Source organism: Paenibacillus sp. FSL E2-0178 (genome assembly GCF_038593005.1).
Lineage (GTDB): Bacteria > Bacillota > Bacilli > Paenibacillales > Paenibacillaceae > Paenibacillus_AQ > Paenibacillus_AQ phytohabitans.
The window spans coordinates 6,551,030-6,567,008 of the sequence record NZ_CP151953.1 but is presented as its reverse complement, the minus strand read 5'-3'; the positions used below and the strand labels follow the sequence as shown (position 1 = coordinate 6,567,008).

At 51.7% G+C, this 15,979-nt stretch carries 12 protein-coding genes; 8 read left to right on the top strand and 4 right to left on the bottom strand.

Features of this window, described 5'->3' with window-relative positions; translation table 11 throughout:
* Positions 1 to 96 precede the first annotated feature (96 nt).
* Positions 97 to 738, bottom strand: coding sequence for a bifunctional 2-keto-4-hydroxyglutarate aldolase/2-keto-3-deoxy-6-phosphogluconate aldolase (locus MHI42_RS28505; protein ID WP_042238620.1), 642 nt, complete (start codon positions 736 to 738; stop codon positions 97 to 99).
* A gap of 558 nt (positions 739 to 1,296) precedes the next feature.
* Between MHI42_RS28505 and MHI42_RS28500 the strand changes: the two genes are divergently transcribed.
* Positions 1,297 to 2,250 (top strand): sugar kinase, encoded by a 954-nt coding sequence (locus MHI42_RS28500; RefSeq protein WP_342421356.1) that lies wholly within the window; start codon positions 1,297 to 1,299, stop codon positions 2,248 to 2,250.
* Between the two features lie 154 nt (positions 2,251 to 2,404).
* Here MHI42_RS28500 and MHI42_RS28495 read toward each other — a convergent pair whose 3' ends face one another.
* The 3 genes from MHI42_RS28495 to MHI42_RS28485 form a co-directional block, all read right to left on the bottom strand.
* Positions 2,405 to 3,430, bottom strand: coding sequence for a LacI family DNA-binding transcriptional regulator (locus MHI42_RS28495; RefSeq protein ID WP_171720958.1), 1,026 nt, complete (start codon positions 3,428 to 3,430; stop codon positions 2,405 to 2,407).
* A gap of 773 nt (positions 3,431 to 4,203) precedes the next feature.
* Entirely contained in the window at positions 4,204 to 5,313 is a 1,110-nt protein-coding gene (locus MHI42_RS28490; protein ID WP_342421355.1) for a hypothetical protein, read from the bottom strand.
* Positions 5,310 to 5,849, bottom strand: a complete 540-nt coding sequence (locus MHI42_RS28485; RefSeq protein ID WP_042139479.1) for a sigma-70 family RNA polymerase sigma factor — start codon at positions 5,847 to 5,849, stop codon at positions 5,310 to 5,312. The genes MHI42_RS28490 and MHI42_RS28485 overlap by 4 nt, the downstream gene beginning before the upstream one ends.
* Positions 5,850 to 6,097: 248 nt before the next feature.
* Here MHI42_RS28485 and MHI42_RS28480 point away from each other — a divergent pair, with 248 nt between their 5' ends.
* From MHI42_RS28480 to MHI42_RS28450, 7 genes are all read left to right on the top strand, one after another.
* Positions 6,098 to 7,087 (top strand): LacI family DNA-binding transcriptional regulator, encoded by a 990-nt coding sequence (locus MHI42_RS28480; protein ID WP_171720955.1) that lies wholly within the window; start codon positions 6,098 to 6,100, stop codon positions 7,085 to 7,087.
* Positions 7,088 to 7,160: 73 nt separating this feature from the next.
* On the top strand, positions 7,161 to 8,897 hold the full coding sequence (locus MHI42_RS28475) for an ABC transporter ATP-binding protein (RefSeq protein ID WP_342421354.1): 1,737 nt from the start codon (positions 7,161 to 7,163) through the stop codon (positions 8,895 to 8,897).
* Positions 8,854 to 10,656 (top strand): ABC transporter ATP-binding protein, encoded by a 1,803-nt coding sequence (locus MHI42_RS28470; protein WP_342421353.1) that lies wholly within the window; start codon positions 8,854 to 8,856, stop codon positions 10,654 to 10,656. Before MHI42_RS28475 ends, MHI42_RS28470 begins: the two co-directional genes overlap by 44 nt.
* Positions 10,657 to 11,408: 752 nt before the next feature.
* On the top strand, positions 11,409 to 11,768 hold the full coding sequence (gene nrdI / locus MHI42_RS28465) for a class Ib ribonucleoside-diphosphate reductase assembly flavoprotein NrdI (protein ID WP_042139483.1): 360 nt from the start codon (positions 11,409 to 11,411) through the stop codon (positions 11,766 to 11,768).
* Entirely contained in the window at positions 11,755 to 13,839 is a 2,085-nt protein-coding gene (nrdE, locus tag MHI42_RS28460; protein WP_342421352.1) for a class 1b ribonucleoside-diphosphate reductase subunit alpha, read from the top strand. Before nrdI ends, nrdE begins: the two co-directional genes overlap by 14 nt.
* 37 nt (positions 13,840 to 13,876) lie before the next feature.
* Positions 13,877 to 14,836: a class 1b ribonucleoside-diphosphate reductase subunit beta gene (gene nrdF / locus MHI42_RS28455; RefSeq protein WP_171720951.1), complete on the top strand. Its 960-nt coding sequence runs from the start codon at positions 13,877 to 13,879 to the stop codon at positions 14,834 to 14,836.
* A gap of 337 nt (positions 14,837 to 15,173) precedes the next feature.
* Positions 15,174 to 15,953 carry an alpha/beta hydrolase gene (locus tag MHI42_RS28450; protein ID WP_342421351.1) on the top strand — a complete coding sequence of 260 codons (780 nt, stop codon included), beginning with the start codon at positions 15,174 to 15,176 and terminating at the stop codon, positions 15,951 to 15,953.
* Positions 15,954 to 15,979 lie beyond the last annotated feature (26 nt).

Below are 15,979 nucleotides of genomic sequence, written 5' to 3'. Positions count from 1 at the left end.
ACCGGGAAATCAGGCAGACAAAAAAATGCCCTGCCTAATAGAGGCAAGACATTTCACATGGTATAAAGCTTCAGATCCGCGAACGGCTCTGCCAGCTTACAGACCTTGGATCTCTTTGAATTTCGCTACATACTGTGCAGCCAGTTCTGTGATCTGGTCATAACGGCCTTCTTTGGCCGGTGCAGTCAGGTTGCCTCCGATGCCGACAGCGATACAGCCGTTCTTGATCCACTTCTCCATATTGTTCAGATCCACGCCGCCGGTAGGCATAATGTTCACATGCGGCATCGGGCCCTTAACTGCCTTGACATAATCCGGTCCGAACGCACTGCCAGGGAACAGCTTCAGCACATCCACGCCCAGCTTCAGGGCTTCCTTCATTTCATTCAGCGTCATGCAGCCCGGCATATAAGGAATGCCGTAAAGATTACACATCTTGGCGGTATCTTCTTCAAAAGAAGGGCTGACTACAAATTCCGAACCGGCCAGAATAGCGATTCTTGCAGTAAGCGGGTCGAGCACTGTACCTGCACCGATCACAGCGCGGCTTCCATATTCGGCAACGAGGCGCTTGATCGCCACATCCGCATCCGGAGTCGTGAAGGTGACTTCAATGTTGTTCAGTCCGCCTTCAATACAGGCTGCCGACATTTTATAAGCATCATCGGCATTATCCGCGCGGATAACGGCTACAACGCCAACAGACGTGATGTTCTGCAATACTTTGATTTTCTTCATTTAGAAACTTCCTCTCTGGGTACATTCTGATAAGAATATTTATTTAGATAAACTAATTTATCTAATTTACTAACAACAGGCTTTATCCTTCTAAGAAAATAGTAATAATATTGTTGCCATCAGTCAATATATATTTATGTGAACAACTGAAATACACTTTAAAGAAATGCATAAAAACCTTATATATCAAGGAATTACAGCCTGAGTTACGCAACTTCCCAATAAAATAAGACCGCTGAATGAGCAATGCCATATTGTACAAAACCGTTTTATGTGATAATTTCAATTTATATTCGATCCCACAGCTTTATACGGGGTTCATGCTGAACCTTAGCTTATGCTTACCAAACCCTTAGAGTACGCTTCCGTAGCGAGTTTTGCGAAGTGAATTCAAGAAGTCGATGCTATCAAAACTTAAGCGTATGCTTTCGTAGCGAGTTTTGCGAAGTGAATTCAGGAAGTCGATGCTATCAAAACTTAAGCGTATGCTTTCGTAGCGAGTTTTGCGAAGTGAATTCAGGAAGTCGATGCTATCAAAACTTTTAGGAGGAACTATTAATGAGTAAACAGCTGGATGCAGTCACATTCGGGGAGCCTATGGCCATGTTCTACGCCAATGAAGCCGGCCCCTTGCATGAGGTTACTTCTTTCTCGAAAGCGCTGGCAGGGGCGGAGAGCAATGTGGCCACCGGATTGTCGCGCCTGGAGCACCTGACCGGTTATGTGACCAAGCTTGGCGAGGACAACTTCGGCCAATTCATCGTCGGTGCGCTGAATAAAGAGAAAATTGATACGGACAGCATTACAACAACCAAGGAGTTCTCCACCGGCATGCTGATCAAATCCAAAGTGCTGACCGGAGATCCCAAAGTTGAATATTTCCGTAAAAATTCCGCCGCCTCCAAGCTGAGCCTGGCTGACTTCAATGAGGATTATTTCGCTTCTGCAGGTCATCTGCATGTGACCAGTATCTCTTCCGCCCTCTCGGCTTCCTGCCATGAGTTCTCGCTGCATGCCATGGAATTCATGAAGCAGCGCGGCAAAACCGTCTCGCTTGACCCGAATCTGCGCCCGACCCTCTGGCCGGACACAGAAACCATGGTCAATACAATCAATGACCTGGCGACCCGCTGCGACTGGTTCCTGCCGGGACACGGTGAAGGCAAAATTCTGACCGGCCTTGATACTCCGGAAGAGATTGCCGGGTACTATCTGGAACGCGGCGTATCCCTGGTTGTCATCAAGCTCGGTCCTGAAGGCGCTTATTACAAAACGTCCACCGGTGAAGAAGGTTATGTGAACGGCTTCAAGGTGGAGCAGGTTGTGGATACAGTCGGCGCCGGAGACGGCTTCGCCGTTGGCGTAATCAGCGCGATGCTGGAGAAGCTGAGCGTAGCCGAAGCTGTGAAGCGCGGCAACGCGATCGGCGCGCTCGCCGTAATGTCGCCTGGCGATATGGATGGGCTTCCAACCCGTGACGGGCTGGAGAAATTCATGAACGCTGGCGTGTAAACGGCTTCCCGCAGCTGCCGGGAACGTCTGATCCAAAAAAGTGCGATTCAGCAAACAGCATATAAAATCTTATAATTTGAAATAAGGAGCGTCATAATAAGCCACCCGGCTTATTATGATGCTCCTTTTCGTGCAGAACTTTATATAAACCGTTTTATTTCTTCAGCACCGGCGGCCGGACCGACTGGCCCTGCTGCAGCGAAGGCGGAAAACGGTAGGTAATCGGCACGGAGCCGTCCGCGTCGTTGATCAGGGAGAGCATAATCTTCGCAGCCTGCATGCCCATCTCATAAGCCGGCTGGCGGATCGTAGTGATGTCCGGATTATAGATCCGGGCGAATTCGGCATCGTCAATCCCAATGACGGACAGCTGGCCGGGAATGGCAATGGCATTACGGTTCGCGTACTTAAGGATCTCCCCTAGTACAAGATCATTGGCGGCAATCAGCGCCGTCGGCGGCTGGGGAAGCCGTAGCAGCTCATCCAGCGCAATGGCGATTTCTTCCCGCGGCACACTGCGCATATAGGCATCCTGCAGCGGCAGGCCAGCTTCCTCCATCGCTTTTTTGTAACCGCTCATCCGCTCTTTGCGCGGGGTAATAGCATTCAGGCCAAGCGGCAGTGACAATATGGCGATCGCCTCATGTCCGTGTTTGGTCAGCTCCTTGACCGCTGTCTTCACCGCCATCTCGTTATCAAGCAACAGGCTCTGGGTCGAGATCCCGTCTACCAGCCGGTCCATGAAGACCAGCGGGTATTCCGCTTCAATCAGCCTGATGTATGGCGCGGCCTGATCACCGGTCGGGAAAATAATCAGACCGTCCACCTGGCGGGCGACCAGGGTCTCCACATAAGTATTCTCCTTGTCCGCATTCTCGTCAGCGTTGCAGATAATGACCTGAATTCCGTGGCGCTGCAGCTCATTCTCAATCGCCCGGATACACTGGATGGACAACGAATAATCAATATTGGCCACAATAATACCCACCATATGCGTACGGTTCTGCTTGAGGCTGCGGGCCAGTCCATTCGGCTGGTAGTTCAGCTCATCGATAACCTCAGCAATACGCTGTCTGGTCGCCTCACTCATATATTTGAACCGTTTATTCAAAAATTGCGAAACCGTGCTTTTCGATACGCCCGCTTTCTGGGCCACATCCTCTATGGTCAGCTTTTTCATTTACCCCGCCCCACTCTTCTATATAGAACCAAACCCAGTTGTTACGTTACCGCTAAGATTACTAGTGATAAACGGAGAAAAACTTTACTTTCTGATATTACCAAAAAGTATAGCTTTTTTTTAGTAAATTATCTAGAGGGATGGAGCTAAGGGCGCGAAAATTGGAAATATGAGGTGTCGAAGGTTAGGGAAAGCGATTCGGAATTGGGCGGATAGTGCCGGGGCATTAGCGGTGGGCAGGCGATAGTAGAGGGTACTAAGAAGCGCACTAAAAAGCGCACCCAGCATGATAGGATCGGACTGAGATGCGCTTATTTTCTTAAAAAGCATCATTTCGCCGTGCTTGCGGACTCCAGTGCTCTTATTCACTGTAAGTCACCCGAAAACTGCACGATTTGGAAACAATAAACGCACTCCAGTCCGCAAGAGTGGTCAAATGTGCCAAATAGAGATAATAAGCGCTTTACAGTCCGTAAGGGGCAGGAGTTTGGCAGGAAAACGCAGAATGTGAGAAGCTGAGGTACTGGGGGCAAAAAGAAGAGGTCCCCCGTAATCTCACCGGGTTTCCTCCTGCATCTCCTCGCATGCGTCAGCTACGGAGCCTCGGGCAACATCAGCCGACATCTAAGACAGCACCAAGCTCCAACTCGCGCAATCCGGAACACCTGCTACCATAGCAAAGCAATGTAACATGATTCTGTTCATCACACAGCATCGTTGAGTTTTATCATTATCAAACCCTGATGCTCAATTTCCTTTTTTGGCTGTGTAACTTACTGTCCTTTCAACATACTCAGCCATTCGGAATCGGAATACCACTTCCGGCCGAGGAGGAACACTACTTCCGCTTTACGTTTTGTCCCGTTCACTTCATAAGTAGCCGTCTGCTGCTGCCCCTGAATGTCCATGCCGATCTTGCTGTCCACGTCCTGAATTCCGCCTGTTGCCATGTCGTATAGCCGGCCATGGACGTCGTAACCGTTATGACTATTATCGCTATAATAGACGAGCAACATATCATCATTCACTTTATCGATTGCAAGATAAGATCTGTATTCGAAGTGTTCATTCTTCAAAGTAAACAGATCAACCGGCGTAACGGTCTCACCGGCTGCGGCCGCAGTTACGTTAACGGCTGAGAGTTTTACCGGGGTTCTGATTCCGCCCTTGCCTAACGTATATGTGCTGCTGGTCATAACCACATGATCGCCGCCGGCAAAGATTACGCCCAATTCATAATAGGTCTGCGAACCTCCCGCATACAGCGGAAAGGAATAGATCCGCTTAGACGTAGCCTCTGATAGCTCCGGCTGCCCTTTTGGAGACAGATACAAGGTGTACGGCTCAGTAGGATGTGTGTATTTAGGCTTACTGTAATTCACCATCGGGGGTGGAGGCGACCATACAATCCCGGCATTCGTTTCTACGGCACGCGCAAGTCCTTTGTTTCTGTTTAACGGAAGGGGCATGTAGTACTTCATCCCGCCTATCTCAAATTCAGCAGAGCCAATCGGCGGATTGTAAGATTGCGGCGATGAGGAAGAAGTAGCTGCAGGTGATGCCGAAGGCTGAACTGCCGCTGCACCAGAACTTTGGTTGAAGATCGCCGCCAGCTGCCCCATCGGATTGCTGTTCCCCCATTGTCCGAACGGCCAGAGCAGCACGCCGAACAGCAGCACCGCTGCCAGTCCACCCAAGCCTGCTATACGCCCGAACCGCAGACTGCGTTTTCCCGAAGAACGCTCCTCGGCAGCCTGTTCAATCTTGGCCATCAGCTGCGGTGTAAAGCCCGGCTCGGCCAGCGGGTTGCGTCCTGCTTTGTCATACCAATCCTGCGTGCCGCTCATCACTTGTATTTGTTCGTTCCCGTCCTCTCTCTTCACAGGTCTTCCTCCTTTATCGCCGTTCTCACTTTATTTCGGGCCCGGCCGAGCCGGGATTTGACGGTCCCCTGCGCGATGCCGAGCAGAGCGGACATCTCGGCCACCGATAAGTCCTGCTGAATATCCAGCACCAGCACCTCTCTGTACTTATCCGGCAGCTCCATAATGATCTCCCAGATGCGGTTCGCATATTGATTGCCGATGGCTTCCTTCTCTGCGGACAAGGCCGCTTCTCCGGTATCCTCCCGGTCGCCAAGCGGAGCGAATCTGCGCCAGAAGCTGTTCCGCCTCCAGCTGAACGCGGTGTTGCGCGTGATGGTCAGCAGCCAGGTTTTCAAAGTGGCCTGGCCCCGGTACTTGCCGACACTCTTATATGCCTTAAGGAATACCTCCTGGCTGATGTCACTCGCCTGCTCCCGGCTGCGGGTTAAGAAAAAAGCATAGTTCCACACATCCGAACCGTAAGTCTCCATCATTTCCCGCAGGGTTATGGACGGAGCGATGGTCACGCTATAAGGCATCTCTCTACTTTGCATGCTTCACTCTCCCCTCTTGCCCAATAAGACTCAGCAGATCCGAAACGGTTCCCAGTAAACCCCATATTCATGTCAAAAATTATTTACGAATAAGAGATGCACACGATTGTCCTTAAATTTACGTTAAAAAAATTTATTTTTTACGTTATTTTTTACGTTTTTTATCGTAGATTCCTATGGAATGGATGATTATAATAACAGTGCCGGAAGCGATATACTGCGGCAGCACGATAAAGCGGGGGGTTCTTTTGAAGACTAAAAAAGTAACGATCACACATATCGCCCAGGCCATGGGCCTCTCACCTGTATCAATCAGCCGGGCACTCAGCAATCAACCCGGAATCAGCGACGAGCTGAAGGCGGCCATTGTGCGGAAAGCAGCAGAAATGGGCTATATTAAGCCCAAAAAGCATACGCCTGCCCGAATTCTGGTGCTGCACCAGAAGCCCTATTCGCATGATAACAGCAATTTCAGCTACATGGTACAAGGGATTGAGCTCGCTTTGCAGAAGGCGGAGACCGATTACAGCATCGAGTTTCTGGATAAGGAGAATCAGAATAAGCTGATCCTGCCTTACCGCCTGAGCCGGGGGTTCAAGTTCGACGGGGTTATCCTGATCGGCCGGTTTAATCTGGAATACGCCTCGTTTATCCATGAGCAGATTCCGAATCTGATTTTCTATACCGGTTATTCGCCGGCCTATGATTACGACAGTGTATGGTTCAGTTTCCTGGGCGCGGGCTATAAGCAGTGCAAATATCTGCTGGACCGGGGGCACCGCCGGATTGGGTTCATTGGAGATCCCAGTGCTTACCGCAACAAGGAAAAGAAAACCGGCATCACCTCTGCATTGGAAGAGCACGGGGTGCCTGTGGATGAGAAGCTTTTTCTGGGGCGGGATGAGACTCTTCCCCTGAGACTGTCCGGCCTTATTGCGGACGGCCTGCTGCCCAGCGCATTCATCTGTGATCATGATTTCACTGCGGTTGAACTGCTTCGCGAGCTGCAGGAGCATGGTATCAAGGTGCCGGGAGAGGTGTCGGTGCTCAGCAGCGGCAATACCGAGGTCTCGGCCTTCTCGCTGCCCGCTTTGACCACGATGGATCTGAATATCGAATATTCATGCCGCACGGTTGTTGCCACACTGCTGAAACGGATCGCTGAGCCCGGCAAGCCTGCCGAGAACATCGCCATTCTCAGCACACTGGTGGAGCGGGACTCCGTGCGTGAGCTGTGATTTTGTAAACCCCGGGCTCTTTATTTAACATGCGCACTATCTATAACAAGGGTATTGTAAAGGTGGGAAACCGATGAATTCATCTGTATTACTGCGGTTCTTCAAGTCCCGCAAGCTAAGCTACATTATAGGCTTCGCCTTCATGTTCGCCGCCTCCTTCATTCAAACGCTGTTCCCCAAGGTGCTTGGCAGTGCGGTCGATCTGATGAAGAATAACGGCTTTGAGCCGGGGCAGGTGCTGACCCAGGTCTTCTGGATGGTGCTGATTGCCGCTATCGTCTTCCTCTGTACCTTCCTCTGGAGAAACATTATTATCGCGAACGGGCGGAACCTGGAATGCTACATCCGCGAGGAGCTGTACCGGCACTTCCTGAAGCTCTCTCCCGGATTCTTCAGCAGCCGCAAGACCGGCGACCTGATCGCTTATGCCATCAACGACATTTCAGCGGTGCGCATGACCTTCGGTCCGGCTACGGCGATGTCTTTTAACGGAATTGTTATCTGTATCTCCTCGGTCTATTTCATGTTCGCGTCAGTCAGCCCCAGCCTCACTCTACTCACATTGTCCCCGCTCCCCTTCATCATCCTCTTGATGCTCTTCAGCGGCCGCAAGGTTCAGACCCGGTTCAGAATCGTACAGAATCAGTTCGGCGCCGTCTCGGACAGGGTTCAGGAGAACATTTCGGGCATCCGCGTCATTAAGGCTTATGTGCAGGAACGCTCGGAAATGGAGAAATTTAGTGAGCTGAGCAGCCGGATGAAGCAAGCCAACCTGGATCTGATCAAAGTCTCCGCCGCCCTTCCTGCGATGATTGAATTCGGCTTCGCCGTCTGTTTCGTCATGAATCTGATGTTTGGCGGCCGGATGGTGCTGCGGGGGGAGATCAGTATTGGTGACTTTGTCGCTTTTAACGGCTACCTCAGTCTGATTGTAAGTCCCATTGTGTCGATCGGACGGATCGTGACGATATTCCAGCGCGGGTTGGCTTCACTCGGAAGATTAAATGATATTCTGCGGGTTCAGCCTGAAATCACGGATCTCCCCAACGCTGTCCCTATTCAGCCGGAAGGAGCTATGGAGCTGCGCCAGCTGACTTTCTATTACGAAGGTTCCGATGTTCCGGCACTACGTGAGATCTCGCTCGTTCTGCCAAAAGGACACACGCTGGGAATCATCGGCAGGACCGGCTCCGGCAAAAGCACCCTGGCCTCCCTCCTCTTCCGCTTCTTTGGCGTGGAGCCTGGGCACATTCTGCTCGATGGGCGGGATATCAACGATTATGCCCTGGACACGCTGCGGGAGGGGCTCGGTGTTGTGCCGCAGGATACCTTCGTATTCGCCGCCTCCGTGAAGGACAATATTGTCCTGTTCAAAGACGGCTATACGGACGAGGATGTGCAGCATGCCGCAGCGCTCAGCCAAATTGCCGGAAGTATCGAGGCGTTCCCGGACGGCTATGACACTCTGCTGGGTGAACGCGGTGTGAACCTGTCCGGCGGGCAGAAGCAGCGGCTCGCAATCGCGCGGGCACTGATCCGGAAACCGGCGATCCTGATTCTGGATGATGCGCTGTCAGCGGTGGATGCGGTAACGGAAGGACAGATTCTGAACAGCCTGCGGCAGACCCGCAAGGGGAAGAGCAATATCCTGATCTCGCACCGGGTATCGGGCATCATGGAAGCCGACGAGATCATCGTACTGGATAAAGGGCGCATTGCCGAACGGGGCACCCACGAGCAGCTGCTGAAGAAAGGAGGTATGTATTATGACATCTATACCGAACAGCTTGAAGAAGGAGAGGTCTGCTAGACGGGACAAATCCGAAGCTGGTGCAGTAAGGCTCCTGCTGCGGTTATCGGCCCCTTACAAGTTCCAGCTTCTGCTTGCCTGTCTGTGCGTGGTGATTGTAAATGGCGCTTTTCTGATCCAGCCGCTGATTCTGCAGCGCGTGATCGACCACTTCCTGATCGGAGGCGCTACTCAGAGCGGACTGAATTCGATTGGGGGCTTAGCCCTGCTGTATGTGACCGTAGCCGCGGCTGGCGGGATCTTCTCGTATCTTCAGGCGCTGATTGCCGGCAAAGCGGGACAGAGCCTGATCCATGAGCTGCGGGTCAGAGTGTTCTCCATCATTGAACGGCTCCCCCTGCCTTATCTGGACCGGACCTCCTCCGGGCGGCTGATTACCCGGGCCACCAACGATACCGCTGAGATCAGCGAGCTATACACCGATGTGGTCATCTCGCTGGTCAAGGATGTCCTGCTGCTGCTGGGAATCATCTACGCCATGCTGCTGCTCAGTCCGTCCTTAACACTGGTTTCTTTTACCGTGATTCCGGTGATGGCCTTCCTGGTTCTCTTCATTAAGAACCGGATCAAAAAGAACTTTTTCCATATGAAGCACTTTATTGGACAGATCAACGGGTTCATTGCTGAGAGTATCTCCGGGATGCGGGTTATTCAAAGCTTCCGCGCAGAAAAGGAAAAAGAGGATCAATTCCTGAAGCTGAACGGGGAATATTTCAAAACCACCCTGATTCAGGTCCGGCTCAACAGTGTGCTGAAGCCCGCCTCGGATATGTTCCAGAGTCTGGCCGTAGCCATCCTGGTCTGGTACAGCATCAGCCGGATCTCCGGCGGCAACCTGCAGATCGGCGTGCTGTTTGCGTTCACGACGTACATCAAGCAGTTCTTTGGCCCCATCTCCGACCTGGCCGACAAGTACACCTCCATACAGTCTGCCCTCGTATCCACAGAGCGTATCTATGAGCTGATCCGTGAGGAGGACCGCCTGGAGCAGCCGGATCGCGGCTTATCGATGGACCGCCTGCACGGAACCATTGAGTTCCGCCATGTCTGGTTCGCCTATAACGACGCCGACTGGGTGCTGAAGGATGTAAGCTTCGTGATTGCTAAAGGGCAGACCGCCGCCTTCATCGGTGAGACCGGTGCAGGCAAAACTACAATTATCAGTCTGATCAACGGCTTCTACCGCGTGCAGAAAGGCGAGATTCTGATTGACGGTGTCAATGTGAACGATATCCGGCTGGATGATCTGCGGCGGAATATTTCCGTCGTGCTTCAGGATGTCTTCCTGTTCTCCGGCACAATCCGCGACAACATCACCCTTGGCGATGATATTGCCGAGGAGAACGTGCTGGAAGCGCTGCAGGCTTCCTGCGCGGAAGTGTTCGTGCTGAGCTCTCCCGGTGGGATGGAGGGCCCGGTCACTGAGCGGGGCGGCACCCTGTCTGCCGGCCAGCGGCAGCTGATCTCCTTCGCCCGGGCCATCGCCCATGATCCGGCGATCTTCGTGCTCGATGAAGCCACCGCTAACATCGACACACATACAGAGAAGCTGATCCAGAAGGCGATCGACAACGTCGCCAGCGGCAGAACGACGCTGATCATCGCCCACCGGCTGTCTACGATTGCCGGTGCGGATCTTATCATTGCGATGAAGGAAGGCCGGATCGCCGAATCCGGACATCCCCGTGAGCTGCGGCAGCGGGGAGGATATTATGCCGAGCTGCTGGAGGAGAGCCGGAGTCATATTATGAGTTCGTGACGGCGCTGCTCACACGGGGAATAATATAGTGCTTGGCGGGGCTTATCTTAGCCCCATAGCCCATCGGGGAACCTCAGCCAGTCAGGCGGACTGAAAATCCGCTATTTGCCGAAATGGGGCAGATTTGCCGGCTAAGCGGACTCAGATTCCGTTAATTGGCCTGCGACAGCCTGTTTCAGGCTCAAATGAGCAAGATAGCTGATTTTCGGTCCGCTTATGTACCGGAAAAGGGTTTTTCAGGGAAATATGAGCTTTTGAGTCCGTTTCATTCTGTTGACGGTGCGCTCCCCTACGTACGCTCACCTGGTCCAGCACCTAACATGCTGCAACTTATCCTCGCCAGGCTCTGTCCTGCAAAAAAACAACAACCCCCAAGCGGCTTATCGCTTGGGGGTTTGGTCTGCACATTTGTCCGGGTACCAGTTGGCTGAGCGTCAGCGGCTGCAAAGGGCAACTTCCCATTCTACAGGACTCAATTCTCACCCGACACCGGCCCACAAAAAAGCTTAAAAAAAATACTAATAAATTATAAGAGAATAGAATGCAGGCGGGGCGTGGTTTTCTCCCTTTTTCACGGGCAAATCAGGGGGTTAGAAGGACCAGTTGGTCTATTGACTTTTCAATATATGGTAGTAAAATGATTAAACGTTACTAAATATAGTGTATATAATAGAAAAGCCAATAAATCTAGTGAAATTGCCGTCATCATTTGTCAAGTAGAAATAGATACATGTTATAGGAGGTTAGGAACCATGCTGATTGCTTACGATTCCAAGACCGGCAACGTTAGAAGGTTCATTAATAAGCTGAAGCTTCCCGCTGTTCAAATCGAAGAGCATATGACGATCGACGAGCCTTACGTGCTTGTTACATACACCACCGGATTTGGACAGATTCCAGAGAAGGTAGCTTCTTTCTTAGAGAAGAACCATTCCAGGCTCAAAGGCATCGCCGCGAGCGGCAACAAAAACTGGGGTGAGCTATACGCGCACAGCGCAGATTTAATTGCACAGCGTTACAACGTACCGGTGGTCGGCAAGTTTGAGTTGTCGGGAACATTTGGTGATGTACAGCGCATAAAACAGGAGGTGGACCGGGTTGCGGCATATTGAACTGAACAACATGTTGATGAAGAGAGACGAAAGCGGCTTTTTCCAATTGGATAAGGACCAGGAGGCAGTAGCCGAGTTCATGCGGGATGTGGAGCGGCGCAGCCTGACCTTCACAACTACCAAAGCGAAGATCGATTATATGATTGCCAATGATTACTACGAGGACCTGTATGACCGTTATTCCGCAGCTGAGATGGAGGACGTCTACCGGATTGCCCACGAATATAACTTCCAGTTCCCTTCCTATATGGCGGCTTCCAAGTTCTACACAGACTATGCCGTCAAAAGCAATGACCGTAAGCAATATCTTGAGCATTACCCGGACCGCGTAGCTGTGGTGGCCCTGCATCTGGGACGCGGCAACGTGGAGACAGCCCGCACGCTGGCCCGCTCAATGATGGAGCAGCGCCTGCAGCCGGCTACCCCGACCTTCCTCAATGCCGGCAAGAGCCGCCGCGGTGAGATGGTCTCCTGCTTCCTGCTGGAAATGGACGACTCGCTCAATTCGATCAACTATGTACTGAACACCTGCATGCAGCTGTCCAAGATCGGCGGCGGTGTTGCGGTCAATCTGTCCAAGCTGCGCTCGCGCGGCGAGACGATTAAGGGTGTCGAGGATGCTGCCAAGGGCATCATGCCTGTCCTGAAGCTTATGGAAGACGGCTTCTCCTACGCGGACCAGATGGGTCAGCGCAAGGGTTCGGGCGCGGCTTATTATAATATTTTCGGCTGGGATGTACTCGAATTCCTGGACAGCAAAAAAATCAACGCAGACGAACGGACACGCCTGAAGACGTTGTCTATCGGCCTGATCGTGCCTAACCGCTTCTACAAGCTCGCACAGGATAATCAGCCGCTGCATGTATTCGCTCCTTATACTGTGTATCAGGCGTATGGAACGCATCTGGATGATATGGATCTGGACGTGATGTACGATACCCTGCTTGCTGATTCGCGCGTGAAGAAGAAGGTTGCCATGAGCGCACGCGACATGCTGACCAAAATCGCCATGATCCAGCTCGAATCGGGCTATCCATATATTATGAACAAGAGCAATGCCAATAACGCCCACGCCTTGCGTAATGTGGGTCAGATCAAGATGTCGAACCTGTGCACCGAGATTTTCCAATTGCAGGAGACTTCCGAGATTAACAACTATGGAGAGCAGGACGCGATCCGCCGTGATATCAGCTGCAACCTGGCTTCCCTCAACATTGTGAATGTGATGGAGCATGGCAAGATTCGTGAATCCGTTCATGAAGGCATGCTCGCACTGACTGCAGTCAGCGATATGACTACGGTCTCCAATGCTCCGGGTGTGGCTAAAGCGAACAAAGAGATGCACTCCGTCGGCCTGGGTGTGATGAATCTGCACGGTTACTTTGCCAAGAACAAGATTGCTTATGAGAGTGAGCAGGCCCGCGATTTCGCCCGGACCTTCTTCATGACGATGAACTTCCATTCGATCGAAAAGAGTATGCAGATCGCAGCGGAGACTGGCGAGACCTTCCATAGCTTCGCAGAATCCGATTATGCGTCCGGCGTGTATTTCGACCGTTACCTGACTACAGACTACCGTCCGGTTACTGCAAGAGCGCAGGAGCTGTTCGAGGGCATCTACATTCCTACAACCGAGGACTGGAAGCAGCTGCGTGATGATGTGATGAAGAACGGCTTGTACCATGCCTACCGTCTGGCGATTGCGCCGACTGCGAGCATCTCTTACATCCAGAATGCCACGTCCAGCGTAATGCCGATTGTAGAACAGATCGAGACCCGCACCTATGCCAACTCGACCACCTACTATCCGATGCCTTACCTGCGTCCGGACAATGTGTTCTTCTATAAATCTGCATACCAGATGGACCAGTTCAAGGTGATTGACCTGATTGCGGAAATTCAGCCTCATATCGACCAGGGTATCTCGACGGTCCTGCATGTGAACAGTGATGTAACGACCCGTGAGCTGGCCCGCTCTTACCTGTATGCGGCACACAAAGGGCTGAAATCCCTGTACTACACCCGGACCAATAAACTGTCTGTCGAGGAATGCCTGTCCTGCTCCATCTAAGAGCGGGCACAGGTACAGAAAGGGAGAATAGATCATTATGAGCGCAATCAAAGCCGTGAACTGGAACCGTCCCGATGACGACTACTCGCTGATGTTCTGGAATCAGAATATTATGCAGTTCTGGACCGATGACGAAATTCCATTATCCGATGACAAAATGTCCTGGCTCACGCTGAGCGAGATCGAAAAGGACTCTTATATGAAGGTGCTGGGCGGACTGACCCTGCTCGATACCATCCAGGGCGGCGTCGGCATGCCGCAGATTATGGAGCATGTGGACGGCTTGCAGCGCAAGGCGGTCCTCGGCTTCATGGGGATGATGGAGCAGATCCATGCGAAGTCTTACAGCAGTATTTTCACAACCCTGGCTTCTACCGAGGAGATCGACGGCATCTTCCGCTGGGTGGAGGACAATACGTTCCTGCAATTCAAGGCAGAGACCATCTCGGAATATTACAAGAAGATTGAGTCGCCCAAAGACCTCTATCTGGCAATGGCTGCCTCTGTTCTGCTGGAAAGCTACTTGTTCTACAGCGGCTTCTTCTACCCGCTCTATCTGGCCGGCCAGGGCAAAATGACCTGCAGCGGCGAGATCATCGACCTGATCCTGCGGGATGAGAGCATCCACGGCGTCTACGTCGGCGTGCTCGCCCAGGAGATCTTCGAGGAGCTGTCCGAAGACGATCAGCGCGATGTCTACCAGACGCTGGTCGGACTGCTGCGTCTGCTGCATGCCAACGAGGAGCAGTATACCGAGCAAATCTACGCCCAGATCGGGCTTGTAGATGAAGTGAAGTCCTTCCTGCGCTACAACGCCAACAAGGCGATGATGAACCTGGGGCTGGACCCGCTGTTCGAAGAGGAAGAGATCAACCCGATCGTCCAGAACGGGATCAGCACCCACACCAAGCAGCATGACTTTTTCTCCAAAAAAGGCAACGGCTACGTCCGTGCGATGAACGTGGAGCCTTTGCGGGATGAGGATTTCAGCTTCTGAAATAGAAGCTGAATCTAAGAACCTAACTTAAAGCTCAGCCGTCACTACAGAGAATATTTGGACTTCCGGCCGCTGCCCGTATACAGATTTCTTGATTGAACCCGCTGTTCGCGGTTGAAATCCGTATACAAAGGCGAACTCTAACGCTCCTTCAGTTCCAAAATTCCCTTCCGGTCCTTCCCGCTTATGGTTATATTCTTTTATTCAGCTTATATGGTTTTAATTAATAAGGCATCCGCCAGCTGAGAGACAAGCTGACGGGTGCTTTTTTTGAGACTAACTCCATGCAGGAACGTACCAGTAGGAGTGAATTTTTTCCAATGAGGAGTGAGCTTGCTTGGTTATGCATTATCAGGAGTATGGAGATCAAAGCGCATCTTATCTGATGGTATTCTTGCACGGTGGCGGAGTGAGCGGCTGGATGTGGGATAGACAAGTGGAATATTTCGCCCATTATCATTGCATGGTTCCAGACTTGCCTGGACACGGGTTAAGTAATGATGACGTTATATTTTCAATTCAAAGCAGTGCAGAACAATTAATCCAAATAATCGGAGAAAAGGCAGGCGGAAAGAAAGTCGTCCTGGTCGGATTCTCTTTAGGTGCACAGGTTGCTGTCCAGATGGTAAGCCTGAGACCTGCGCTCATTGATTTTGCCATAATAAACAGTGCTCTGGTCAGACCCATGTCGTACGCTAAAAGGTGGATTGGACCGGCAGTCAGACTAACCTTCCCTTTAATTAAACAGAGATGGTTCTCCAGGCTTCAAGCTAAGACACTATATCTGGGCAATGAATACTTTGAACGATATTATGCAGAAAGCTGCCGGATGCAGCCTGACGCCCTGATCGCAGTGCTGGAAGAGAATATGACGTTCACTATTCCAGCCGGTTTCAGTGAGGCCACAGGCAAGATACTGTTTACAGTAGGTGAGAAAGAAAAAGCTGTGATGAAGCAATCCGCTAAGGATCTTGTTGCTGCCAGCTCCAATTGTAATGGCGTGATCATCCCTGGCATTGGACATGGGGTCTCTCTGGCGAGGCCAGACTTCTTTAATCAAATGGTCGACATGTGGGTGCATAAAGGTGACGTACCCAAGGAATGCAAAAGGGTTTGATGTATTTTTTTGTTCATCGTAAATAG

Excerpts from the sequence above, each read along its gene's own strand:
- MHI42_RS28505 (WP_042238620.1), bottom strand. The coding sequence starts at position 738 with ATGAAGAAAATCAAAGTATTGCAGAACATCACGTCTGTTGGCGTTGTA.
- MHI42_RS28500 (WP_342421356.1), top strand. The coding sequence starts at position 1,297 with ATGAGTAAACAGCTGGATGCAGTCACATTCGGGGAGCCTATGGCCATG.
- MHI42_RS28495 (WP_171720958.1), bottom strand. The coding sequence starts at position 3,430 with ATGAAAAAGCTGACCATAGAGGATGTGGCCCAGAAAGCGGGCGTATCG.
- MHI42_RS28485 (WP_042139479.1), bottom strand. The coding sequence starts at position 5,849 with ATGCAAAGTAGAGAGATGCCTTATAGCGTGACCATCGCTCCGTCCATA.
- MHI42_RS28475 (WP_342421354.1), top strand. The coding sequence starts at position 7,161 with ATGAATTCATCTGTATTACTGCGGTTCTTCAAGTCCCGCAAGCTAAGC.
- MHI42_RS28470 (WP_342421353.1), top strand. The coding sequence starts at position 8,854 with ATGACATCTATACCGAACAGCTTGAAGAAGGAGAGGTCTGCTAGACGG.
- nrdI (WP_042139483.1), top strand. The coding sequence starts at position 11,409 with ATGCTGATTGCTTACGATTCCAAGACCGGCAACGTTAGAAGGTTCATT.
- nrdF (WP_171720951.1), top strand. The coding sequence starts at position 13,877 with ATGAGCGCAATCAAAGCCGTGAACTGGAACCGTCCCGATGACGACTAC.